Origin of the sequence: Clostridium magnum DSM 2767, from assembly GCF_001623875.1 — a bacterium.
Classification (GTDB): Bacteria; Bacillota; Clostridia; order Clostridiales; family Clostridiaceae; genus Clostridium_AM; species Clostridium_AM magnum.
Map to the genome: position 1 here is coordinate 1247075 of NZ_LWAE01000002.1, position 22749 is coordinate 1269823.

Consider the following 22749-nt stretch of genomic DNA (forward strand, 5'->3'; position numbering starts at 1 on the left):
GGGATCGTGTATTCCAATCCCGCCTTTAATAATGGTAAAAAAGAGCTTGTAAGTATGTGTATTATTCTTAATGTATTATCATCGAAATTCATATTATCACCACATTATTTTGATACATCAGTACCAAACCATTTTTCAGAAATTTTCAAATAAGTTCCATCAGCTTTCATATCAGCAAGTGTTTTATTTACCGCATCCACCAATTCCTTGTTTCCTTTGTTAAACAGTACTGCACTCTGTTCTGCGTTGTTATAGTCAGCAACAACTTTTATTGGCGCATCTGGTTTTTGTTTTTTCAAATCTAAGTAGGATAAACTATCATTGATTGTAGCATCCACTCTTTTTGAAGTTAATAGGTCAATAGATTGGTTAAATCCATCAGCCTGAACAATATTAGCACCATAGTTTTTGGCGATTTTTCCTAGATTACTTGTTAATGATTGAGCAGATTTTTTACCCTTTAAATCCTCAAATCTTTTAATATCTTGATTGTCACTTCCAACAATTAAAACTGCTTTCGAAACTATATAAGGAGTTGAAAAATCGTATTTTGCTTGGCGATCAGGATTAATTGAAACCTCATTTACTACAGCATCAAATCTTTTTGCATCTAAGCCAGCAAACATACCATCCCATTTTGTTTCAACAAATTGAGTCTTTACTCCAAGACGTTTTGCTATTTCATTAGCTATATCTACATCAAAGCCTGTTAAATTTCCATTGCTATCATGGAATGTAAACGGGGCATATGTTCCTTCAGTACCTATACGGATTACACCATTGCTTTTAATTGTTTCTAGTAAATTTTTATTTGTAGTTTGTGCCACTGTATTGTTAACTTGTTTACCATTTGATGAGCATCCAGTAATACCTACAGCTACAGCTAAAGTTAAAACAGCACTAATAAATAATCTTCTCTTTTTCATTTTAATTCCTCCTCGTATAATAAGTTTATAGCAGTTATTTACTGCCTATAAACTTATTTATTTTTTATATTTTGTATAGATTAAGAAAGCATCTCAATTTTTCTAGTGGGGATTCTCCCAATTCAGTATTGCTGATTCTTATACTTTCCGATCTATACTGTTTTAACCTACTATTTATTAAAGGATTTTCTAATGCTAAAATAGTCATAACGGAACTTTAGCGAAGGTTACTGCTGTATTCCTCCTGCAAAACACATTGTGTTATTGCCTGTAAAGCTTGCAGCCTGACCAAAGTATCATATTCTGCTTACACAAATGTTGCATCTCCTTTCGCAGCCACCAGCAAGGTTTTGCGTCTGGATGAATGCTAATTACGCGAGGTTGCAGTTAGTACTTTGGATTAGGATAATCCTTTCTAATTTCCTCATTATTTTTGAAAGGTGGTGATTTCATGAAGAAATTAGATTACTTATCAACTCTATTTGTTGGTATCGATATTGGTGCGAGACAAAATGTTGTCTCTGCTATTAATTTTGAACAGGAATTCTTGATTAAGATGAAACCTGTTCCTAATACGCAATTTGGTGCAGAGCAACTTGAATCCATGCTTGTTAAGGTTTTAGAAAACAATACTTTTAAAGCTGTTATAATCGGCTTAGAATCTACTTCCTTTTATGGAGTACATATAGCCAATTTTTTATCTGCTAGTGAAAAACTTATGACTTACAAACCTTATGTTTACTGCTTGAATCCTAAGGAAGTTGCTAACTACAAAGAATCCTTTAATTCTCTTGATAAAAATGATGGCATTGACTCTTTTGTTATTGCTGACTTTGCAAGAGTTGGCAGAATTCATATTGAACCTTGGCGTGGTTCTCAATATCTTGCTCTGCAAAGACTTACAAGGCACAGACTTCATATTGTTGAATGCTTAACTAGAGAAAAAACTTACATGTTATCCAATGTATTTCTTAAGTTCAGCGAATTTGCATTATTACAGGGAGAAGATCATCCTTTTTCTAATAAATACGGTGCTACCGCATCTTCAATACTTACTGAATTTCTATCTTCCGAAGATATTGCAAATACATCAATTGAAGAACTTGTTGACTTCGTCAATAGAAAAAGTCGGAAAAGGATTTCTAATCCTCAGATGACTGCTGAAATTTTGCAGCAAGCTGCACGTAATTCATACCGTCTTGATAAATGTTTGTATGAGCCATTAACAACCTCTATTGCTTGTTCTTTCAACTGTATTCAGGCTTTTGATAAAGAACTTAAAGGTATTAACAAAGCCATTGAAAAAGCTGTTATGGGAATGAATCCTGTGGAATACAAAATATTAATGTCTATTCCTGGTTTTGGCCCTGTTTACTCCAGTGGCATTCTTGCTGAATTAGGAAGTGTGCATGCATTTCCTAGTAATGATGCTATTGCTAAATACGCTGGCATCGTGTGGAAAGAAAATCAATCTGGAGGTTTTAAAGCTGAAAATACACCTATGAACAAAGCTGGTAACCGTTATTTACGCTATTATCTCATAGAAGCTGCAGGAAGTGTTGTTTGCCATATTCCTGAATATCAAGAGTTCTATCAGAAGAAATTTGCTGAAGTAACTACACATCAGCACAAACGAGCACTCGCGCTAACATCTCGTAAACTTATTCGTATGATTTTTGGATTGCTGGCTAAAAATCAGCTCTACTCTTCAAATAGAGTAGATTAATCTATATAAATTATACGAACATACTTTCTCATTGGACTGTATGTTTATTAAGGTTACCCATTTTTAAAGAAATCATTTGATTTTCTTTTCATTTTGTTCTTGACATATTACCAAATTGCTATTTTTTAGTTAATGCATTTTCTATATCTTGTATTAAATCATCTGTATTTTCTATTACGACAGATAACCTAAGATAACTCTCAAAGTCTGAATTTAATACAAAAAACTTCTGCCTCTATATTTAGAGGCAGAAGTTATATTCCGCGGTCCCACTCTAATTACCATAGACATAAATATGTTATGGCTTCTCATTAAATCAGGTACAAACATACCATAACGCTTTAACGGGCGTACCCGCTGCCGTCTACTAACTTTCGAGGCAGTGCTCAAAGGTGCATTCACACAAGTTACACTCAAGATCTTTTCAGCCTAAGGGATCTCTCTCTGTCAGTTTAGCTCATGTTACTCTTTCTTATCATAGCATTTTTGTTTTCTTAGTAATATTATAGGAATACTTTATTAATTAATAATATACAATATTCGACTTTTTTTGTCAACATATTTTTTAATTAACTCATAAATCGTATAGTAAATGTAGATCCTTTACCTACTTCACTTTCAACAGCAATAGAAGCTGAATGTAAAGTTAAAATATCTTTTACTATGGTTAATCCTATTCCACTTCCCTCTATTTTGTTTCGGCTCTTATCTCCTCTATAAAGCCTTTCAAATATAAAAGGTAAATCTTCTTTACTAATTCCAATTCCAGTATCTCTTATACTGACAATAATATCCTCTTTACCTCTAGTTAAATTTACCCAAACCTTTCCTCCATAATTTGAGAACTTTACTGCATTAGATAAAAGATTAATAAATACCTGTTTTAATTTATCTGCATCTCCAATTATACTATAGTCTTTATCTGGCCTTATATTATACACTAAATCTATATTCTTCTCTTTTAATGCAATTGAATAATCATCACATACCGAGGATAGCAGCTGATCTAATAAGACCTCCTCTTTATTAATAGAAACTGTCTCTGCTTCAAACTTCTTTAAAGTATTAAGGTTATTTAAAAGTTTTCCAAACCTAATAACCTCATCATTTAACCCTATTAACTGTTCTGTATTTACTGGAATAATTCCATCAATCATAGCTTCTAAGTTGTTTTGAAGAATATTCAGAGGAGTTCTTATTTCATGAGATATATCAGAGACTAATCTTTTTCTTAATAAGTCCTGATGATTAAGTTTTTCTCCCAAAGTATTTATACTGCTCTTAAGTTTTTCAATCTCCAATATGTCTGTATCTACATTAGTTCTAGAGTTATAGTTTCCATTAGATAGTTTTACTGATACATTTGACACTTCTCTAATAGGTACTGAAAACTGTTTTGAAATATACAGACTGATAATTATTACAATAATAAGACTTAAAAGAATACTAGCGATAATTCCTTTATTAATGGATAACTTAAAATTCACATCCTCAGCAGATAGCAATACTGAAGAATATTGACCTATCTGTACATAACCAACAACGCTTCCATTATAGTTAATTGGAAAATCATTTGTGGTAAAAACTCCACTTTTACCATCTAAGGCTTTAAAATGATCCTTTTCTTTAACATCATTTGGATCCATCATCCAAACCAACTTTTTATTTGAATCCAAGAGAGTTATACAATAATTGCTCATATATGCCTCGTGCTTCATTTCACTTCCCGAATCTGCTGTCCATTTTTTATCTCTTTTATAAACCTCTTGAAAATACTGTACTATTCTTTCATTTCTTTTGTTTTGGTTATTCACCATATACTCGTTAAATTTATTATTTATTGTCATATTTACAAATATAGCAGTTAGAAGAGCAGCTAATATGGAGCAAACTAAAATTATAATACTTAACTTTCGTCTAATACTATACATCAATTGTCACCACCAAACTTATATCCCAGCCTTGTAACCGTCAAAATATACTTAGGATTTTTGCTGTCTTCCTCTATCTTTTTTCTTATATTTTTTATATGAACATCTACTGTTCTGTCAAATCCCTCAAAATCCATACCAAATACCCTATCAATTAATTGTTCTCTACTAAGAACTTTTCCTTTATTTATTGCAAGAGCATATAAAATATCAAATTCATTGGGGGTAAGAGATATTTCTTGTCCTCTAGCTTTTACAATTCTACTGTCTTTATAAATTTGGATATTTCCATCATCTAAAGATAAAACTGAACTATCCTTTGACCCTAATCTTCTAAATAAAGAATTAACCCTAGCAACCAATTCTCTTGGACTAAAAGGTTTAACCAAATACTCGTCTGCCCCCGTGTTAAGCCCCTCTATTCTGTCTTCTAATGCAGATTTAGCAGTAGCCATAAATATGTGTACATCAGATTTGTCTCTTATAATTTTACATATTTCTTCCCCTTGAATATCTGGCAGCATTAAATCAAGTATTACCAAATTAAATTCGATTGAATCAAACAGTTCTAAGGCTTTTAGCCCAGTTGTTGAAGTATGCACTTCATAACCTTCTTTTTCTAGATATGCCTTTTGAATATTAGATACTTTTTCCTCATCTTCTACTATTAAAATTTTATTCATGCTACTCACCTCAATTTTATATTATTAAAAACTAATATTAATATTACTTCTTATAATAACTGAATTTTATAAAGATTTTATGTAGACTATAGAGTTATTAAAATCTATAGTAATCGCTTATTTAGATGTACTCTAAAGTTTGTCCCTAAGAATCTTTATAAAATCTTCACATCATTAATTTATAGTATATATAAAGCAAAAGTTTAAATCTACTGCTTTTTAAAAACACTGCAGGATTAATAGTAACAAATATGTTTAGGAGGACACAAAATGAAACAAAAACTTAAAATATGGTTAAGAGCTGCAAGACCTTTTTCCTTAACTGCTTCTATAATACCAGTTACAATAGGTGCTATATTTGCTGCAAAAGAATCAGAGTTTCAGTTAATATACTACCTGCTTTCTTTATTGGCTGCTGTTCTTCTGCAAGCTTCATCAAATATGCTTAATGACTATGATGACTTTATAAACAAAGTTGATACAAAAGAGTCTGGCTCTTCTAGTGGTATTATTTTTGAAAATTTGTTAACTCCTGAAGAACTATCTAAAGGAGGTCGCCTAGTTTTAGCTTTAGGATGTATACTAGGATTATTTTTAGCTTTGCAAAAGGGATTCTTTATTCTAATTCTAGGTACTATTGGAGCTTTAAGCGGTTATTTTTATACTGGAAAGCCCCTTATGTTAAAGTATAGAGGTCTGGGTGCCCCTTTAATATTTATAATCTTTGGGCCCCTAATGACGCTGGGTGGATATTTTGTTCAACTTCAGAGAATTAATACAAAGGTACTTCTGTTATCTATTCCAGTTGGACTTTTAACTACAGCGATTTTACATGCAAATGATATTAGGGATGTTTATCATGATAAAAAAGCTGGAATAAAAACTCTATCTATAATCATTGGAAGAGCTGGCTCCTACTATATCTATTATGGTTTAATTTCTTTATCCTATATTTCTGTTTTAGCTATGACTTATTATAGAGTTGCCCCTATTTGGAGTTTATTTTGTCTAGTTACATTGCCAACAGCATTAAAAAATATAAATAAATTGCATATATCTAATGGATCTACTTCTAAACTTGCTGCCCTTGATCAAGAAACAGCAAAACTACAGGGACAATTTGGAGTTATCCTTATTATTTCAATACTATTGTCCACTATAAGATAAAGGAGGTATTGTCTTGAACAATAAAAACTATAAATATTTAACTTTTACATTGTTTGCAGCAGCAATTCTATGGTATCTAATGTTTGTTATAAAACCCTTTAACTTTTGGATAGAAATGAGTGTATCAATATTACTATTAATATTGATGGCCTACTTTGCTAATAGAGATATCTTCTCTCTTGGAAAAGTAAAAATAAGATATATTTTAATTGGAGTAGTCTCAGCTATAGCCTTGTATGGAATATTTTACGCAGGGAATATAATATCAGGATACTTGTTTCCATTTAAGGATGCTCAAATTTCATCAGTTTATAGTAATAAATCAAATGCTAACTTAGCGCTAATAGGATTGTTACTATTTTTTATAATTGGTCCAGGTGAAGAACTATACTGGAGAGGCTTTATACAAAATACTTTAGGTAAAAAATTTGGAGAAAACAAAGGATATTTATTTTCAGTTTTATTATATGCAGCTGTGCATATTGTTACGGGCAACTTTATGCTGGTTATAGCAGCTTTGGTATGCGGATTATTCTGGGGATGGCTTTATAAAAAAGAGAAGAGCCTCATTCCAGTAATTATCTCTCACGCTGTTTGGGACTTAACAATATTCGTTTTGCTTCCACTAATGTAATCTCTTTAGTTATACTCAGGAAAAGACCCCAGTAATTAATTTTTATAGGTTCTAATTTTCTTCATAATTTCTTTATATGTACACAGTATAATTCAAGTAAAATAAAAATTATTTTATAAATTAAGAAAAGCAATTTGGAGGGATATATATGAATTGTCATGGAGATAACAAAGAAAAACAAGGAACTCATAAACATAGTCCATTAAAGCATATGCTGCATATGGCTATATGCTGCGGACTACCTATAATTATAATAGGATTATTACCAATTATAACAAGACTAAGTCCTAGTGCTGGTAGTGTAATTGGGAGAGTAACACCATTTTTGTGCCCAATAATGATGATCTTTATGATGCCAATGATGATGGGTAACAATAAAAAAGGAAGCTGCTGCGATACTAAAAAAACTAACACTGATAGTAAAGAAGTCGTATAGATTAAAGCAATAAAGTTATTTTTAAGGAGAGGCTCTTCATATTAAAAGGTCCTCTCCTTAAAAATAATCGCAAAATATTATCAAGCGAAACTTGAATCAGGTGACCATCGAATAATTTAATTAAAAGGGGGTACACTACACGTGATGAATAATACAATAGATGTTCAAAATATTTTCTCCTCTATCGCAGAAAAGTATGATAAGTTGAATTCAATTCTAACCTTTAATATAGATAAGCTTTGGAGAAAAAAAGCTATACAGGTATGTGATTTAAAACTCAATGATAAAGTCTTAGATTTATGCTGTGGCACAGGCCAGATGATTGATTATGCTTGTAGGAATGTAGGTAAAAAAGCTGAAGTTATAGGACTTGATTTCAATCAAGAAATGATTAACGTCGGATATAGAAGACTTAATCAAAGCATAGGGGATTATAAGTTTAAGTTATTAAGAGGTGATATTTTAGAATTGCCTTTTAAGGATAATAGTTTCCACTGTATAACAATTGCCTTTGGTCTTAGAAATATCAAATATAAAAATAAAGCACTATCAGAAATATATCGAGTTTTGAAGCCTGGAGGAAAACTTGTTTGCCTTGAACTATCCAATCCAGAACTTCCTATTCTCAAAGAGCTTCATTCTGCATATCTAACTTTTGTTCTACCTACTATTGGATATATAGGCACAAAAGACAAAGGGGCATATGCTTACCTTAGAGATTCTGTTAAGAACTTTATGCCGAAAAAAAAGTTGAAGCTTTTATTTGATGATACTGGTTTTATAAGAACTGGATATATATCTTTAACAGGTGGAATTGCTTCTATTCATTATGGAGTAAAAAAATAGATTCTATAGAAACATTATATTGGAATTACCTACAATTAGCCTATTTAAAATAAAAATTGGGGATAACTTAAATCCTAGTCAGCTATCGGCTATGGCGGAGAATTTAAATACAATTGTAGATTTTTCTAATTTAAAATCCGCATTTAGTTATAAACTTTAAGCTAAATGTGGTTTTTAAATTATTTAATAAATTTTTATCTTTTACTATATATCTTCATATTTTCTTCACAGCAAATCACTATAATAACAAGTGTAGTCGAGATATTAAGAAATCAATTATGCATCAACTTGCTTAATTTAGAATATATAGGTGGTGAAAAAATGAGATTCGATGAAATTTCAATTCTAATAATAAAAGAACTTAATCAATTTGAGTCAGAGTTAAAAAATATTGCATCAAAACTAGATTCTACAGTTGCACAAGATATTTTTACCTACTTTTTTTCAATTCCAGGTAAGAGGCTAAGACCTACGTTAACATTTTTGTGTGCAGGTGCCATAAATGGTGAACTTACTCCTTCTGCAGAACATAACTTAATTCAGTTAGCAATAGGTTTAGAGCTTATTCACAGCGCCAGTCTAATTCATGATGATATTATAGATGGTGATTTACTAAGACGTGGTCAAAAAACCTTAAATAAGACCTTTGGAAATAAAATAGCAGTGCTTGCTGGTGATGCTTTGTACTCAAGAGCCTTTACTATTTTCTCAGATACTCTGCCAAGAGAGTTTGCACAGGTGATGGGCAGAGTTACTGAATCAATGTCTGTAGCTGAAATATTAAATGCGAACAATCCCTCTCCAGATCGTGAAACCTATTTTGAAATTATTTTAGGAAAAACAGCATCCTTTATGAGTGCTTGTTGCATGCTTGGTGCCAGAATAGTTGGTGCCACTGAAGAAGAGTGTAATATGCTTTCTAAATATGGTAAAAACCTTGGTATGGCATATCAAATACTAGATGATTATATTGATGAGGATTCTATTGCAATGAGAAATGTAACTATTGAAGAGGGCTTTGAATTTGCATATAATGCGAAAGCTTCTATTGAGAATTTGAAAGACTCAGCATACAAGCAAAGCTTAATTATGTTAGTGGATTATGTCTTAGATTTTTATAGTCCTAAGGTAGAGAATGCATTATAGTAACTTTTTATTTTGATTTAATTATAAATGAAAGATAGGAGTGTGTATAAAGATGAAATTTTTCCGTGATAAAAGATTTGCTGTTCTTTGGACAGTACTTAGAATCTGGCTTGGTTATGAATGGATATCTGCAGGTTTTGAAAAAATATCAAATCCAACTTGGGTGGGCAGCAAAGCAGGAGTGGCAATTACAGGCTTCTTAAAAGGAGCATTAGCTAAGGCAACCGGTGAGCATCCCTTAGTACAAGGTTGGTATGCTAATTTTATCAAAACAGTTGCTTTACCAAACGCAAAAGTTTTTAGCTACTTAGTAGCTTATGGCGAATTATTAGTTGGAATTTCCTTAATTCTTGGTGCTCTAACAATTGTTGGTCTACTTGCTGGTGCATTTATGAATTTAAATTATATGTTAGCTGGTACAACTAGTACAAACCCTAACCTATATACTGTGGCTATTCTACTTATGGCTGCTGGAGCAAATGCTTACGTATTTGGTCTTGATAGATTTATCGTACCTAAGTTAGGCAAGCTTTTTAATAAAAATTCTAATATAAAGACGGTGACATAACTTTATTGCTGTTACCAATCCCAAAAGACAAAAATATTAAACTAATAGTAAAGGAAGGTACAAAAAATGAAAAACAAATTAATAAAAAAATTATCAATTATTTCAGCTCTAGTTCTAACTTTATCTACATCAGTATTAGCTGACGGCACTGGGAAAAAGATAGATCAGACAATTGATGGAGTTAAAGCAACTCTTATGCTAACAGGAGATAAGGCTAAAACCGGTGAAAACGAGTTAACCCTTAAATTATCCGATGATAAGGACAAGCCAATAAGTAACGCTGATGTGAAAGTATCTATAGAAATGGATAAAGGCAGCATGGGTGATATGAATATGGGTGAATCCAAGGCTGAAACTGTTCAATTCAAAAAGGGTCATGAAGATGGCGAATATGTTGGAACTGTAAAATTTAGTGATAAAGGCAAGTGGAAAGTTAAAACAAGCTTTATGACAACTAATGGAGATAAGATGGCTGATTTTAATGTTGATGTAGCAAGTTCTGGACCTAACTGGTTTGTTGTTGGAGGCTTCTTAGTTGTAGCTACTTTAATTATAGTAACTGCTGGAATAGCAAAGAAAAAGAATAAAAAAACTATAAAATCATAGAAAGTGAGGTAATGTTTTATGACAGAAAAAAAGAAACCTTTCATTGATGAAGAAAAAACACCCTCATCAGATGATAAAAATCTTTTAGATAATAAAAAATTTGCAAGCTTTATGAAAAGCAAATGGTATCCTGGTGTTTTTCAATGGCCAGTAGCAATAATATTTGCCTTTATAGTTTATGAGCTTTTATTCGGCTCTACTAGTGCCCATGATAACTTCGGTACTGCTGCAACCTGGGTATTATGGTGGCCTCTACTGCCAATTATATTCTTCCTTTTAGGTAGATTTTGGTGTGCTATATGCCCTTTTGGACTTCTTAACGATATAGTTCAAAAATTTGTTGGTAATAATCGTCCTGTTCCTAAGTTTTTAAGGAAATATGGTATTTGGATTATAGATGCAATGTTTATTGCGATAACTTGGAGTGATCACATTTGGGGTGTTGTTGAGTCACCTAGAGGTTCAGGAACATTATTATTGATGATGACTATTGCAGTAATATTTTCTGGCGCAGTATTTGAGCGTAGAACTTGGTGTAGATATCTTTGTTTCCTAGGTGGAGTATCTGGTAACTATACTAGAGCAGGTATGATGGAACTTAGAGCTACTCCTGAAAAATGTGCTAAATGTAATGTTGCCGCTTGTTATAAAGGAAGTGATAAGGCTGCAGGATGTCCTATGTTTGAATTTCCAAGAACAATGGATACCAATGCAGAGTGTAACTTCTGTGGAAACTGTGTAAAGAGTTGTCCAAACAATTCTATAAAAATATCAAGACGTGTACCTACTAGGGAATTGTGGTTTATCCGTAAACCTAAGCTCGAAGAATCTTTCCTTGCTGTTGTAATTATGGGTATAGTATTTGTACAGAATATCACTATGCTTAATATATGGGAACCAATATTAAATTGGCTTGAAAAGGCTACTGGTACAGATAGCTATTATGTAACCTTCACTGTAACATTTATTATTGCAATGCTAATTCCTATATTAATGTTATCAGCAACAGGATTGATTGCTAAAAAGTTTAATGGAGATTCTGTTAAACAAAACTTCGCTAAGTTTGGGTATGCTATTATTCCACTAGATATGGCTGCTCATATAGCCCACAACTTATTCCATCTACTAGCAGAAGGAAAATCAATATTCTACACTTTTATGGGGCTATTTGGTATGGAGATGAGTGGTTCAACTGCAATTTTGGATACTCCAACAATACAAGCCCTTCAGTATCTTTTAATTGCTCTTGGAACTATAGGTTCAATATATACTGCATATAGACTTGCTAAGAGTAATTATGGTGGTAAGAATAATAAGTCCTTAGGAACTTCAATAGTATATAGTGTTTTAATAATAATACTAGGTATTATAAACATAGTACTATTCATGCTTCCAATGGCAATGCGTATGTAGTTTAAATGCTATCAGAAAATGTTTTTCTGATAGCATTTTCTTCATAAAATCTACATATCAATTTTGTAAAATATGGTTAGGTTATTACCTCAGTAGTTTTTATTATTTATAACAGCATAAATAAGAGGTATTAATTCATTATAAAATTAGTTTGGGGATGATATGTTATGTTAAGAATTGATGACAATGCTTTCAATTATGCTCAGAGTAAAAGTCTATGCTTTGTAGTATCCGTAAAAAGATCAACAGTAGATTGCGACTGCGGAAATTGTAAATCTAGCATCAGAAATATTAAAATTAAAGTTTTATACGAAACTGAAGTTTTAGACAAGGAACGATATGATATTTATAAATATCAAGGTGTTAAGGTGTTTCTTTTAAAAGATTTAAGAGTTGTTGGTGATATAAACGTCTATCAAAAGCCGAAAATACCTTTTATGCAACCAATGTTCGGAGTTAAAGGTATAACAGCATATTAATAAAAATCACCTATGTCTTATAAAATAAACCATTAGGAAGGACTGTTAACTAGAAAGCACCCTCCATATTGCAAATTAATTATAAAAATATTTTCCAAGCAAAGGGTCAAACTATCCCCTGTAAGGTGAAATTATCTTTTCTGTGCACCTTACAGAGTGCAGTTTTACCCTTTTTCATGGTATAGTTAAAATTCCTATATTATATTACAAAAATACTATACAAGATCATACCATTTAAAGTTTAATTTTATATTTCCCTATTTATTATTCATCTTTCTGCCTTTTTCAGTGCACTTGCTACAGCATTTATAATTCCTTCACTTGATAGTGTAGCACCTGAAACAGCATCTACCTTTAAGGAATCTGAACTAATAATTTCTTTTGGAATTAGTCTAAACGGTTCCTCATAATATCCTCTAGTTTCATTATGAGAAATCACTTTAATATCTGTAATTTTACCACTACGTATAGTGACTGAAACAGTAAGACCAGGGCTGTATCCTTCCGATACTCCAGTATATATTCCATCATGATAGTGTCTGCTAGATAAATTATTAATTCTACTGGAAACTTCACTATTATTCAAATTTACGTTATCGCCATTACCATCACCGGTTTCTTGACTGCTATCCATAACAAAACTCTCTGTTGATGCATTATTTTGAGTAGTCTTATTTTCCTCACTGTTCAATAAAATACTTGTCCAATACAGTGATATAAATATAACCAATGAAATCAAAATATAGTTTATCCTATTTATTTCTACACCAAAAATTATCAGTTCTGAATTATTCTTCTTACAGTTATTAAAACATTTTAAACATCCTATACATTCCCCGCTCTTCATTGCACTAATACCGTCTATATCTATCTTCATGGGACAATTATTTGCACATAATTTGCATTTGTCGCATTTCCTTTCATCAACTTTAATCTTCAACAATTTTATCTTAGACATAATTGCTAAAACAGCACCTAGCGGACATAAATACCTACAAAAAAATCTCTCGATAAACATTGACCCAAATATAATAAAAGCAAGTACCAGAAAAGCTAAGGGATATTTTTTTATAGAAGTAGGAAATTTATTCATCTGCGCAAAGGCTACCCATGGATTAAGTATCTCTAAGGATGTATCATTTAAAATCCACATAAAAACTATAATATCAAATAATAATATGTACTTAATGAATTTCATTGTATGATCTACTTTTTCACTTAATTTCATCCTAAACTTGAATATCTTTTTACAAAAAAGAAAAATGAAATCATTTAAGGTGCCAAAGGCGCACATCCAACCACAGAAGAATCTTCCCATTACTATAGTCAACAATATTACGGGCAATATTTCTAGCGAGTATGCAAGAAATACATCTGATGAAAATCTTCCATGTATAATCATGTCAAATATTTTTCTTAAACCACTAAATGTTAAGTTGAACATTCCGCAAAGGAAAATAAAAGACATAACTTGTACAACAAACCTTACTACTTTCAGTACTTTAACTCTTAGTTCCATTTTACACCCCTATCAATATATTTAACAACTAAAAACTATTCTAACATAAAAAACTAAAGTTTTATGAAAAATAATAAAAATTTTGTCTAAATATATCGTAAAGACACTGGTGTTAGTTTGAAGTTTCAATTTTGATATCTATAGAGTTCGAAGATGAAACTTTAATCTATATTAGTGGAAAAACATATCATAAATATAGATTAAAATATGATCTTTCACTATTTAATTATGTGAAGTTCACAAAGAGTTGATTTAGCAGGATAATTCCTTAGGTAACAAGTTTAAAATGCCAAAGGTAAAGGCTTTGTTCAAGCCTCGCCTTTAATAAGCAATAAGACCTTACTTATTATTTGTATCACCTAGATTATTTTCAGATTTAACAGTATACTTATGTTTATTCAGCTCATCTACCAATGACCTATTTGATTCTAATAGCTCTTTTACCTTATCATTATTTTCTTCATTAATTTTCTTTATTCTATCCTCATATTTTACGGATTGATCCAGTAAAGCTTTTTCTTTTTCAAAATTAAGTTTTTCTTTAAGTTGCTTATTTTCTGTTTCGCATGTAGTTTTTAAATTAGTTATTTCCGCTTCATGTTGGGCAGTAAGGTTGTCTATTTCCTTTTTATGTTGTTTTTCTAAAAATTCAATTTTGTCATCTGCTTCATTAAGTTTTAAATTGCTTTCTGATAGTTGATGATTAAGTTCACTTACAAATTTTTCAGAAGTAGATAAGTCTGAGCGTACCTGCTCTATTGATTCTTTATAGCCTTTATACTCATTAACTAGACCAGAAAATGTATTTATCTTCTCTTTATATTCATCGATTAGAAGCCCATTCTGCTTATTAATATCTATCTGCTGATTATTCTCTTTTTCTAATGTATTATATTTATCTGTTAATTCCTTAAGTGATAATTTAAATCCCTCAACCTGTTCCCCTAATCCTGATATAGTTTCTTGAAGTGTTTCAATAAGCCTATCCTTTAGTCCTACAGTTTCATTGCATTCTTTATCCTTTGCATTGCTTAAATTGTTATACCTTTCGCCAGCGTTTATAAAGATTCTGTTTATCTGCTTAGTGAGTACTTGAAGTTCTTCTAAATCTACCATAGCTGTTGGAGCAGCTTTTTTAGCAATATCTATTTCATAAAGCATTATGAGATTTTCTGCAAACTCCTTGCTAGTTGCATAGTCTGAATTTCCGATGAGTTCATTAAGTTTTGACTTCAAATCTGAATCCATTTTTACTGACCAAGTTGTTTCTGACAATTAGAACGCCCCCTTATATGAATGAGGTATACCTATAGAATATAATATTATTAACGGGTTTACCTGGTTTACCATTATATTCATTATTATACCATAATTATTGCCAGCAGATACAATGGTATTCATGAAAAAATAAAAAGCACTATAAAAAACTGCTTTTATCTGCGGTACATCCTAGTAATGAAATACTTATCAAAACAAGGAATATAATTAGCAGACTTTTTCGTTGGGTACTCATATAAATCTCCTTTTAATAAGTTAAATTTGTATTTCAAGCCTTATTACTATTCAATGTCTATTGTGAAATTCCTTTAAGTAAGTATTGGTAATCCTATCTTGTTCTGAATGACCATAGTTTATTAGCTGAAAAGTTTATTATTAATACCAGCAGGGTTACAACTATCTGAGCTAGTATTTTATTAAGACCTATTATGCTAACACAAAGATATAGTAAAAAGGTACTTGCAGATAGTGCCCCTAAATTAACTAAAATAAATTTTACTGCGGTTGTTCCTACGGAGTTTTTAGATTTAAAAACCCAACGTTTATTTAAAATAAAGCTGTTTACCATCCCCACCCCATAGGCCAAGACATTAGCTACTATATAATAAAGTCCTAGCTTTACAATGATTGTATAAGAGATAAGAGAAATTAAGGTGTTTGAAACTCCAACTAAAGAGAACTTAATGAATTGAAGGTGCTTCTTGATTAAGTTTAGGTATTTCAAGTACATTAAGCTTCCCCTTTCTGTTTCTATACCTAGATTTCATATATAGAGATTTCAAATACATATCTCTAAGCATAAATCTACCTATGGTCCGAATATAGTGGTTTAATATTTCAAAGCTCGTTAAAGGCATGTCCACAAGGTATCTATTCAGAAAAGCCTTATCTTCCTTTAATATTTTAGTTATTATTTTTAGCCAAGGCTCGCCCCTCTTTCATCATTTGATAAGAATTTTAACTATAGCTATAATCAATAAATGACATGGATAAAAAGCATATCCAAAGTATTTATTTATCTGTAAATTGATTGTCCATTTTTTATAAATGAGTAGTAATGAAAATAAGCTTAAACATTGGATTAAAGTATTGTGTTGTAGTGCATATATCCCATTAATAATTAATAGAGCTATCACAGTATCATTTATATTATTCTTAAATACATAGAAAGCTATAATAGTTAAAACTCCATATAAACCATAGTCTAAAGGCAGAAAGTAGCTTAATATTAAAACTAAAGCTAAGATCACATACCTCTTTTTATCTATAGCAATGATACAAATAAGTCCAATAATAAGTGTAAAAAATATATTTAAACCTTTAGGGGTGATTAAGTGGAATATAGGCTCAGACACTAAAGCAAAAGCAGCTAGCCTTAAGATATACTTATTCACGTTTTTACTATAGGTGTAGCCCATTGCAATCCCATAAGCGAATATTGGAAAGGCTAACCTTCCAATAATTCTAAATGCTATTATATTAGGGAAAAATGCTAAGCCCATATGATCCATAATCATTAAAACAATTCCAAATACTTTTAAAGTATCATTTTTTTTATTTTCTTTTGTAACTATGATAGGATGATTTAATGTTCTCAGTGGATGCTCCATACATAGCACTACCTTTCAGAGTTATCTTCTAGGTCCATCAATTCATCTGCATTTAAATATAAAACTGTAGAAATCATAATAACAAGTAATATTCCGAGGATTATTGGTAAAGATGTTTCCATTATTTCACCTACTTTATATATCTTTTAGCTATTGTAAAATCACTTCTTGAAGATAACGAGGATATTTTGATTACATCCCCTGTTCGTGGAGCATGAATGTACATTCCATCACCAACATACATTCCTACATGGTGTATGTCACTTCCACCGAAAAATACTAAATCTCCTGGTTGTAATTGCTCTACAGGTATAGTTTGCCCAACTTTTACTTGCTCATAAGTAGTTCTAGGAATGTCAATTCCAAAATGCTTGTAGGTATACTGCACTAACCCACTGCAATCAAACCCGCTAGGGGTAGTCCCGCCCCAAACATACGGTAGGCCAAGGTAATTACTTGCAAAATCCACTAAGTCATCACCAGTAAAATTAGTGGTACTAGCAGTTTTACTAGCTTTCCTTGAATTAATTTTGTTCATCATATTTGTGGCAGATTCACTGGTATTCCCAAGGTTACTAATTAAATTGATCTGCCTAGATATTTCAGCCTGTCTTGCTCTTTCAGCAGCTTCGGCAGCTTCCCTAGCTTTTATCTGCTCAAGGATAGCCTGTTGAGTTTTTTTCCTAGTTTCAAGTTCCTTTAACTTATCTTCATTTTCCTTTTTTAATAGCTGTAGTTTTCTATTTTCATCAGTAAGCTTTTTCTTTTCTGCTTCACTATTATTCTTTAGGTCTTCATACTTAGTTACGATAGTCTTATCATGTTGTATGACTTTCTTAACCAAGTCAATTCTATCAATCATATCTGCCATGCTTTTAGCATCAAATATTACATCTAGGTAGGTACTGTTGCCAGAAACATACATTGCTTTAACTCTATTGCTTAAAGAAGATTTCTGTATATCTAATTCATTAGATAGATTCTTAAGCCTCTCTTCTTGTAGCTTTAATTCACTCTCTTTACTGCTTAATTCTTTTTTCTGAGTATCTATCTGCGCCATAATCTGTTCAATTTGATTATCTAGCTTTTCTATACTCACCTCCATCTCAAAGCTCTTTTGTTGTTGATATGATAATCCAGTAGCAGGGCTACTTGGAGGTTGGCTTACAGGATCAGCGAATACAGAACTATTTATTGCTAACATCAATCCCATGCTTATAGCAAGGATAAGCTTTTTTCTTTTCATAAATCCCCCTATATACTTGACAATATAATCATATAAGTAATTATAACACAACAAATTTATTTAATCAATGTAACAATATGATAGGAAATATAATTTTAATTTCCTTTTTAAGAAAACAAAATAAATATTTAATGCTGATATACATACAATAACTTCAATTAAGATAAACGTAATGTTAGGAGGAAAACTAATATGCAAAACCCAAATCAGCTTCAAGATAATGAATCAATCCTAAATGCTTTTAAAATGATTCTTCCTTATCTCAACAGAATTGTTCGTGAAGATATGGCTGTTGGTCTAACTGATTTAAAAGAATATATATCATATTATAGAGCGAGAGAATTTGAACTTGATCTACCGGCTGGTAAACCAATTAGAGGAATAAGGACTATAGAAGAGTGTATAAGAACAGGTAAGGATACCTTTGATGATATTCCAGATGAAGTATATGGGCGACCTATAAAAACAATATTTACACCAATTTATGGAGTAGATAAGAAAATCATAGGAACTCTAAGTTCTGGTATTGATTTAAATAACAGTCGTGATTTAGTAAAAAGCGTGGAACATTTATCTCACTCAACAAATCAGGTATCAGAAAGTGTTTCTCAGATATCTAAAAGTGCAGTGGAGCTTTCAGCCTCTGGACAGCAATCAATAGAGTTATCCAATCAGTTATCAGAAAAGTTTAGAGATACTACTATGATTTTAGAATTTATAAGAAGTGTGGCTGCACAAACTAATCTTTTAGGATTAAATGCTTCTATTGAGGCTGCAAGGGCAGGTGAGCAAGGTAGAGGTTTCGCAGTTGTTGCTAACGAGATAAGAAAGCTTGCAGAACAATCTCATGAATCTACTAAAAAAATTCAGACTATATTAGAAGAAATGAATAGTTCGGTTGTTGAAATTAATAAGTCAATAGAATCCACAGGAGCTATCAGTGAGGAACAAGCTGCATCAACACAAGAAATATCTTCAAACTTAGAATATATAAAAAATATTTCAGAGCAATTGAAAGTTTTTGTTGATCGTTATAAATAAGATACTATTTATTTTTATCATTCTTAGCCATGAATTTAATAACCCTCCATAATAAGAAAATGCCTATATCTTAAATTAGTAAGATATAGGCAAAGTTTATAAATTCAATTGAAATTATTTAATAGTTATTGGACTTTCATACTTAACTGTTTTCCCAAAGACTTTATCAAATTCTATATATTTTCCTGTAAGGTTTGCTCCTGATTCTCCTACCTTAGCTTTAGCTTCTGGATCTAAAACACTAGAACTAGGAGTAGTAATCTCTATTATATATTTACCTGGAGTTATTGAACTAAGGCTACTTGAAAACTGACCGTTTGATACTTTAGGAGTAAAGTCTTGTGTAACCATACTCTTATCACTAGCATTAAGTATCCTAACCATAACTTGTGTTGTATTAGGTAAATTTGTTTTTCCTTTTACGTTGAGAGTTCCGTTGCTTGAAGAAGTTTCAAGTGATATATCAACATTTATTTCCTTACCTTGAGTTGGGGCCTTCTCTTTCATTGAATCTGGTACTGGAAGCGGAGTACCTACATTGATTTCTTTATTATTGTAGTACCACTTGCCATCTTTATTTACATACAGGTTTTTAATAGTATCCATGTTCATAGTGTCAAGTTCTGCCTCAGTAACCTTAAGATTTACTTTAGCATTACTTACTAGCATGTAGGCTCTCATAACCTCTATAATAGGTCTTTTAAACTTTTCTGAAGCTGCTACAAATATAGGTGCATCTTTACTGTTAGTTTTAAATTGTTCTTGAATAAAATCATATATCTGTTGATTCTCTGCACTACTACTTTGCTTCTGTACCTGAGCAGGGGTGCTTACTGCCCCATTAGGTTTAGAGGAACACCCTGTAATTGTTGTTAGCATTGCTGAAAGTATAATTGCACATAATATTCTACGATTCATAGTTATTTATTTTCTCCTTTTTCAATTAATCTATTTTTGCTTACTTATCATTGATAAATTCCCTATCCAACTTATTACCCTTTACTTTAAGCTTTGCTTTATAAGTACCTTTAGGAGATTTAAAAGTGATAATATCAGTTTCTTTCTTCTCTTGTAATTGAGGTATATATGGCTCTAGGTTTACCCCTCCACTTTCAGCCGGAATACCAAAACCACATCCCTCTTTCCACCTGTTACAGCCCCATCCTGTAAATTTTTCTGTAGACTTATAAATCAAAGTACCTTCTTTACAAGCTGGACAGGAATAGGTCTTTTTATCAGAATGAACAGTTTCAGTGGCACCAGATGATTTAGCAGTATTAGAGCCTCCAATTCTATCTTTAATGTTCCAGTAGACACCTTCCTTAATTAAAAAGAATTCCTTATCTACTTTCTCTTTAGTGGTAGGGTCAGTACAACCTTTTATACTAGCCTTATCCCCTTTTAGAAGTTGTTTAGCTGCAGTTTTGGTTAATGTCTTACCATACTTGCCTAATATCTTATCATTCTTCCATAAGGTAAATTTGCAACCCTCTCTCCATTTGGAACAAGAAAAGCCTTTTGAGGTTTCGATTATATCTGCTCCGCACTCTTTGCATTGCCCTATAACCTCATTGGATTTAGATCCACTTTCGCCATTGGATGATTCAAAGGTAATATTTTGAATTTTCTTTGCTTCTTCTACAAGGAACTTAGAGTAGTTATGAATACTCTCCATAAATCTTTGAACAGGGTATTGACCTTTAGCCATCAAGTTAAGTGCTTTTTCCCATTTAGCAGTAAGTTCTGGTGACTTAATTTCCTTTGGAACTATCTCTATAAGCTTGATACCTTTATCAGTAGGTATTAAGTAATCAATCTTTCCTTTTTTCTTTCTAACAACATAACCCCTTGCTATTAAGGTTTCGATTATAGAAGCTCTCGTAGCAGGAGTTCCAAGACCGCCTTCTTTTAGTTGTTCTTTTAATTCTTCATCTTCAACAAATCTTCCCGCATGTTCCATAGCTTCAAGTAATGTAGCCTCATTGTATAGTGATGGTGGCTTTGTAGCATCTTTTTTACACTCAGCCTTATTAATTTTAAATGTATCTCCTATAGCGCATTTAGGAAGTTCCTGTTTTTCTTCATCTTCCCCATCCTTATTATCTTTACTTTCATTCTCTGATTCATCATTCTGATATAATACTTTCCAACCTTTTTTTATCGGTGTTGAGCCTTTTGTTGCAAAGGATTCATTTTCACAGGTAGTTATTATAGTAGTTGATAAATACTCATATGGAGGAAGAAAAATAGCTAAAAACCGTCTAACTATAATGTCATAAACCTTCTTTTCTCTATCAGATAAGGAATTTAAGTCAGCAGCAACCTCAGTTGGGAGCAGAGCGTGATGGTCTGACACTTTACTGTTATCAACCACTTTCTTATCTAATTTTAAGTTCTTCATCTGCAATATATAATCACAAACTTTTTCTAGTGGCGAGTATTTTACTGCCTTAACTCTATCCATTAATGTAGGTACTATATCATCACTTATATATTTAGAATCAGTACGAGGATAGGTAATAATTTTTTTCTCATATAATGATTGTGCAGTTTGTAAGGTTTCATTTGCAGATAACCCTAGTTTCCTTACACATGTCCTTTGCAGTTCTGTTAAATCAAATAATTGAGGTGCATACTGCTTCTTATTTTCTGTTTTAACATCTTGAACGACTGCCACTTTTCCAGTAATTTTATTAACTATTACATCAGCTTTAGCTTTATCAAATATTCTGCTCTCTTTAGATGTAGGATCAAACCATGTTCCGCTGAAGGTATCATATATTGATTTAATAGTCCAGAAGTCTTTAGGTACGAAGTTTTCAATCTCGTGATGCCTATTTACTATCATGGACAAGGTTGGGGTTTGTACCCTTCCAAGGGATAATGCTTCTTTCCTAGTAGTAATTCCACTTAATGAATCTTTGTATTTCAGAGTGAATGATCTTGTTCCATTCATTCCCACAAGCCAGTCGGATTCAGCTCTACACTTTGCTGAAAGATAAAGATTATCATAATCTGAACCAGGCTTTAAATTTGCGAAGCCTTCTCTGATAGCTTTATCAGTTTGGGAATTAATCCAAAGTCTTTTAAATGGTTTCTTGCAGCCTGCAAGCTGATGAATTAACCGGAATATATGTTCGCCTTCCCTCGCTGAATCAGTGGCTACAACAATATAATCTACATCAGGACTATTCATAAGCTTCTTAACAACACTAAATTGTTTTGCAGTTTTAGGGTTGACTTTTAACTTAAACTTATCCGGCAATATAGGTAATGTATCAAAAGACCATTTTGCATATTTTTCATCCATTTCTTCTGGATCACAGATGCTAACCAGATGACCCACTGCCCAGCTTACTATAAATTTATCTCCTTCTATATATCCATCATGTCTAGTATTAGTTTTATTTACTACTTTAGCAATGTCCATAGCAACACTTGGCTTTTCGGCAAGTACGAATACCTTCCCCATATTTAAAGTCTTCCTTTCGCTT

General features: G+C 31.8%; 21 protein-coding genes and 1 other annotated feature. Of the genes, 11 read left to right on the forward strand and 10 right to left on the reverse strand.

What is annotated here, in order from left to right; all coding sequences use genetic code 11:
* Positions 1 to 104: 104 nt before the first annotated feature.
* Entirely contained in the window at positions 105 to 926 is an 822-nt protein-coding gene (locus CLMAG_RS13230) for an amino acid ABC transporter substrate-binding protein (protein WP_066622797.1), read from the reverse strand.
* Positions 927 to 1377: 451 nt separating this feature from the next.
* Between CLMAG_RS13230 and CLMAG_RS13235 the strand changes: the two genes are divergently transcribed.
* A complete protein-coding gene (locus CLMAG_RS13235) occupies positions 1378 to 2652 on the forward strand; it encodes an IS110 family RNA-guided transposase (RefSeq protein WP_066616512.1) in 1275 nt (424 codons plus the stop codon).
* Between the two features lie 240 nt (positions 2653 to 2892).
* Positions 2893 to 3140 (reverse strand) — a binding site (T-box leader).
* An 81-nt stretch (positions 3141 to 3221) separates the two neighbouring features.
* Here CLMAG_RS13235 and CLMAG_RS13240 read toward each other — a convergent pair.
* Positions 3222 to 4583: a sensor histidine kinase gene (locus tag CLMAG_RS13240; protein ID WP_066622805.1), complete on the reverse strand. Its 1362-nt coding sequence runs from the start codon at positions 4581 to 4583 to the stop codon at positions 3222 to 3224.
* Positions 4583 to 5266 carry a response regulator transcription factor gene (locus CLMAG_RS13245; protein WP_066622808.1) on the reverse strand — a complete coding sequence of 228 codons (684 nt, stop codon included), beginning with the start codon at positions 5264 to 5266 and terminating at the stop codon, positions 4583 to 4585. Before CLMAG_RS13245 ends, CLMAG_RS13240 begins: the two co-directional genes overlap by 1 nt.
* Before the next feature lie 270 nt (positions 5267 to 5536).
* On the opposite strand from CLMAG_RS13245, the gene menA reads away from it, so the two are divergent.
* The 9 genes from menA to CLMAG_RS13290 all read left to right on the forward strand — a co-directional run bounded on the left by menA (position 5537) and on the right by CLMAG_RS13290 (position 12561).
* A complete protein-coding gene (gene menA, locus CLMAG_RS13250) occupies positions 5537 to 6433 on the forward strand; it encodes a 1,4-dihydroxy-2-naphthoate octaprenyltransferase (RefSeq protein ID WP_066622811.1) in 897 nt (298 codons plus the stop codon).
* Between the two features lie 13 nt (positions 6434 to 6446).
* The gene (locus CLMAG_RS13255; protein WP_082831909.1) at positions 6447 to 7067 is read left to right on the forward strand and encodes a CPBP family intramembrane glutamic endopeptidase; all 621 of its coding nucleotides are present in this window, start codon (positions 6447 to 6449) and stop codon (positions 7065 to 7067) included.
* Positions 7068 to 7215: 148 nt separating this feature from the next.
* A complete protein-coding gene (locus CLMAG_RS13260; RefSeq protein ID WP_066622820.1) occupies positions 7216 to 7503 on the forward strand; it encodes a hypothetical protein in 288 nt (95 codons plus the stop codon).
* A gap of 144 nt (positions 7504 to 7647) precedes the next feature.
* Positions 7648 to 8349 carry a bifunctional demethylmenaquinone methyltransferase/2-methoxy-6-polyprenyl-1,4-benzoquinol methylase UbiE gene (ubiE, locus tag CLMAG_RS13265; protein WP_066622821.1) on the forward strand — a complete coding sequence of 234 codons (702 nt, stop codon included), beginning with the start codon at positions 7648 to 7650 and terminating at the stop codon, positions 8347 to 8349.
* Positions 8350 to 8670: 321 nt separating this feature from the next.
* A complete protein-coding gene (locus CLMAG_RS13270) occupies positions 8671 to 9495 on the forward strand; it encodes a polyprenyl synthetase family protein (RefSeq protein WP_066622825.1) in 825 nt (274 codons plus the stop codon).
* A gap of 52 nt (positions 9496 to 9547) precedes the next feature.
* Complete coding sequence (locus tag CLMAG_RS13275) at positions 9548 to 10063, forward strand: TQO small subunit DoxD (protein WP_066622828.1); 516 nt, start codon at positions 9548 to 9550, stop codon at positions 10061 to 10063.
* A 66-nt stretch (positions 10064 to 10129) separates the two neighbouring features.
* Positions 10130 to 10669 carry a FixH family protein gene (locus tag CLMAG_RS13280; RefSeq protein ID WP_066622829.1) on the forward strand — a complete coding sequence of 180 codons (540 nt, stop codon included), beginning with the start codon at positions 10130 to 10132 and terminating at the stop codon, positions 10667 to 10669.
* Between the two features lie 18 nt (positions 10670 to 10687).
* Positions 10688 to 12082, forward strand: coding sequence for a 4Fe-4S binding protein (locus tag CLMAG_RS13285; RefSeq protein ID WP_066622837.1), 1395 nt, complete (start codon positions 10688 to 10690; stop codon positions 12080 to 12082).
* Positions 12083 to 12249: 167 nt separating this feature from the next.
* Positions 12250 to 12561 carry a hypothetical protein gene (locus CLMAG_RS13290; RefSeq protein ID WP_066622839.1) on the forward strand — a complete coding sequence of 104 codons (312 nt, stop codon included), beginning with the start codon at positions 12250 to 12252 and terminating at the stop codon, positions 12559 to 12561.
* Positions 12562 to 12829: 268 nt separating this feature from the next.
* Here the strand turns inward: CLMAG_RS13290 and CLMAG_RS13295 are convergent, their stop codons facing one another.
* The 5 genes from CLMAG_RS13295 to CLMAG_RS13315 all read right to left on the reverse strand — a co-directional run bounded on the left by CLMAG_RS13295 (position 12830) and on the right by CLMAG_RS13315 (position 18214).
* Positions 12830 to 14080, reverse strand: a complete 1251-nt coding sequence (locus CLMAG_RS13295) for an FMN-binding protein (protein ID WP_066622842.1) — start codon at positions 14078 to 14080, stop codon at positions 12830 to 12832.
* 339 nt (positions 14081 to 14419) lie between these two features.
* A complete protein-coding gene (locus tag CLMAG_RS13300) occupies positions 14420 to 15355 on the reverse strand; it encodes a coiled-coil domain-containing protein (RefSeq protein WP_066622845.1) in 936 nt (311 codons plus the stop codon).
* A gap of 331 nt (positions 15356 to 15686) precedes the next feature.
* On the reverse strand, positions 15687 to 16088 hold the full coding sequence (locus CLMAG_RS13305; protein WP_066622848.1) for a GtrA family protein: 402 nt from the start codon (positions 16086 to 16088) through the stop codon (positions 15687 to 15689).
* A gap of 211 nt (positions 16089 to 16299) precedes the next feature.
* On the reverse strand, positions 16300 to 16968 hold the full coding sequence (locus CLMAG_RS13310) for a TraX family protein (protein WP_066622851.1): 669 nt from the start codon (positions 16966 to 16968) through the stop codon (positions 16300 to 16302).
* Between the two features lie 130 nt (positions 16969 to 17098).
* Positions 17099 to 18214 carry a C40 family peptidase gene (locus CLMAG_RS13315; protein WP_066622854.1) on the reverse strand — a complete coding sequence of 372 codons (1116 nt, stop codon included), beginning with the start codon at positions 18212 to 18214 and terminating at the stop codon, positions 17099 to 17101.
* Between the two features lie 192 nt (positions 18215 to 18406).
* Between CLMAG_RS13315 and CLMAG_RS13320 the strand changes: the two genes are divergently transcribed.
* On the forward strand, positions 18407 to 19255 hold the full coding sequence (locus CLMAG_RS13320; RefSeq protein ID WP_066622857.1) for a methyl-accepting chemotaxis protein: 849 nt from the start codon (positions 18407 to 18409) through the stop codon (positions 19253 to 19255).
* A 114-nt stretch (positions 19256 to 19369) separates the two neighbouring features.
* Here CLMAG_RS13320 and CLMAG_RS13325 read toward each other — a convergent pair whose 3' ends face one another.
* Together CLMAG_RS13325 and CLMAG_RS13330 are read right to left on the reverse strand one after the other, a co-directional pair.
* Positions 19370 to 20173 (reverse strand): hypothetical protein, encoded by an 804-nt coding sequence (locus tag CLMAG_RS13325; protein ID WP_066622863.1) that lies wholly within the window; start codon positions 20171 to 20173, stop codon positions 19370 to 19372.
* 40 nt (positions 20174 to 20213) lie between these two features.
* The gene (locus CLMAG_RS13330; protein ID WP_066622865.1) at positions 20214 to 22727 is read right to left on the reverse strand and encodes a DNA topoisomerase III; all 2514 of its coding nucleotides are present in this window, start codon (positions 22725 to 22727) and stop codon (positions 20214 to 20216) included.
* Positions 22728 to 22749 lie beyond the last annotated feature (22 nt).

Bases quoted from the DNA above. Each gene is read 5' to 3' on its own strand.
- CLMAG_RS13230 (WP_066622797.1), bottom strand. From the start codon at position 926: ATGAAAAAGAGAAGATTATTTATTAGTGCTGTTTTAACTTTAGCTGTA.
- CLMAG_RS13235 (WP_066616512.1), top strand. From the start codon at position 1,378: ATGAAGAAATTAGATTACTTATCAACTCTATTTGTTGGTATCGATATT.
- CLMAG_RS13240 (WP_066622805.1), bottom strand. From the start codon at position 4,583: ATGTATAGTATTAGACGAAAGTTAAGTATTATAATTTTAGTTTGCTCC.
- CLMAG_RS13245 (WP_066622808.1), bottom strand. From the start codon at position 5,266: ATGAATAAAATTTTAATAGTAGAAGATGAGGAAAAAGTATCTAATATT.
- menA (WP_066622811.1), top strand. From the start codon at position 5,537: ATGAAACAAAAACTTAAAATATGGTTAAGAGCTGCAAGACCTTTTTCC.
- CLMAG_RS13260 (WP_066622820.1), top strand. From the start codon at position 7,216: ATGAATTGTCATGGAGATAACAAAGAAAAACAAGGAACTCATAAACAT.
- ubiE (WP_066622821.1), top strand. From the start codon at position 7,648: ATGAATAATACAATAGATGTTCAAAATATTTTCTCCTCTATCGCAGAA.
- CLMAG_RS13270 (WP_066622825.1), top strand. From the start codon at position 8,671: ATGAGATTCGATGAAATTTCAATTCTAATAATAAAAGAACTTAATCAA.
- CLMAG_RS13275 (WP_066622828.1), top strand. From the start codon at position 9,548: ATGAAATTTTTCCGTGATAAAAGATTTGCTGTTCTTTGGACAGTACTT.
- CLMAG_RS13280 (WP_066622829.1), top strand. From the start codon at position 10,130: ATGAAAAACAAATTAATAAAAAAATTATCAATTATTTCAGCTCTAGTT.
- CLMAG_RS13285 (WP_066622837.1), top strand. From the start codon at position 10,688: ATGACAGAAAAAAAGAAACCTTTCATTGATGAAGAAAAAACACCCTCA.
- CLMAG_RS13290 (WP_066622839.1), top strand. From the start codon at position 12,250: ATGTTAAGAATTGATGACAATGCTTTCAATTATGCTCAGAGTAAAAGT.
- CLMAG_RS13295 (WP_066622842.1), bottom strand. From the start codon at position 14,080: ATGGAACTAAGAGTTAAAGTACTGAAAGTAGTAAGGTTTGTTGTACAA.
- CLMAG_RS13305 (WP_066622848.1), bottom strand. From the start codon at position 16,088: ATGTACTTGAAATACCTAAACTTAATCAAGAAGCACCTTCAATTCATT.
- CLMAG_RS13310 (WP_066622851.1), bottom strand. From the start codon at position 16,968: ATGGAGCATCCACTGAGAACATTAAATCATCCTATCATAGTTACAAAA.
- CLMAG_RS13315 (WP_066622854.1), bottom strand. From the start codon at position 18,214: ATGAAAAGAAAAAAGCTTATCCTTGCTATAAGCATGGGATTGATGTTA.
- CLMAG_RS13320 (WP_066622857.1), top strand. From the start codon at position 18,407: ATGCAAAACCCAAATCAGCTTCAAGATAATGAATCAATCCTAAATGCT.
- CLMAG_RS13325 (WP_066622863.1), bottom strand. From the start codon at position 20,173: ATGAATCGTAGAATATTATGTGCAATTATACTTTCAGCAATGCTAACA.
- CLMAG_RS13330 (WP_066622865.1), bottom strand. From the start codon at position 22,727: ATGGGGAAGGTATTCGTACTTGCCGAAAAGCCAAGTGTTGCTATGGAC.